We start from the raw sequence: 480 nt of genomic DNA, 5'->3' as shown, positions 1-480 counted from the left end.
CCACGCGTGCCTTGCTGGCCGGAAACCCGCGTGCGCGAATCTCCTCGGTCATGCGTGGCGAGCCGTAGGCGCCCTTGACCTCGGCATGAATCGACCGAATCAGCGTAAGCAGTTGCGTGTCGGTCAAGCGTTTCCGCTCGGGCGTGCCGCCGCGCTTCCAGGCACGATCGCCGTTCACGTTCACCGAAAGGACTTCGCACAGCATCGACAGCGGATAGTGCCGGCACTGCCCGGCAATCCAGGCGTACTTCACAGAAGGTCCTTCGGGAAGTACGCCGCCGCCTTTGTTGCGATTTCAAGCTCCATTTGCAGGCGCTTGTTCTCGGCGCGTAACCGCGAGAGCTCCATCTGCCCGGGCGTGACCACCTTCGCTCCGGGACCGTTCAGTTTGCCGGCCTGCTCGGCCTTCACCCAGTTGCGCAGCGTCTGCTCCGACACGCCCAACTCGCGGGCCACTGCGCCTACGCCTTGCCCGTCCTT

1 pseudogene is annotated in these 480 nt (G+C 64.6%); it reads right to left on the bottom strand.

From position 1 onward, the window contains the following. Window positions 1–480 (bottom strand): annotated as a pseudogene (locus AB3X89_RS40195) (transposase); the annotation flags it as partial.

Source organism: Paraburkholderia sp. BR14320 (assembly GCF_040948665.1).
Classification (GTDB): Bacteria; Pseudomonadota; Gammaproteobacteria; order Burkholderiales; family Burkholderiaceae; genus Paraburkholderia; species Paraburkholderia youngii.
The sequence above is the reverse complement of the archived record's forward strand: the minus strand, read 5'-3'. Positions and strand labels throughout refer to the sequence as shown.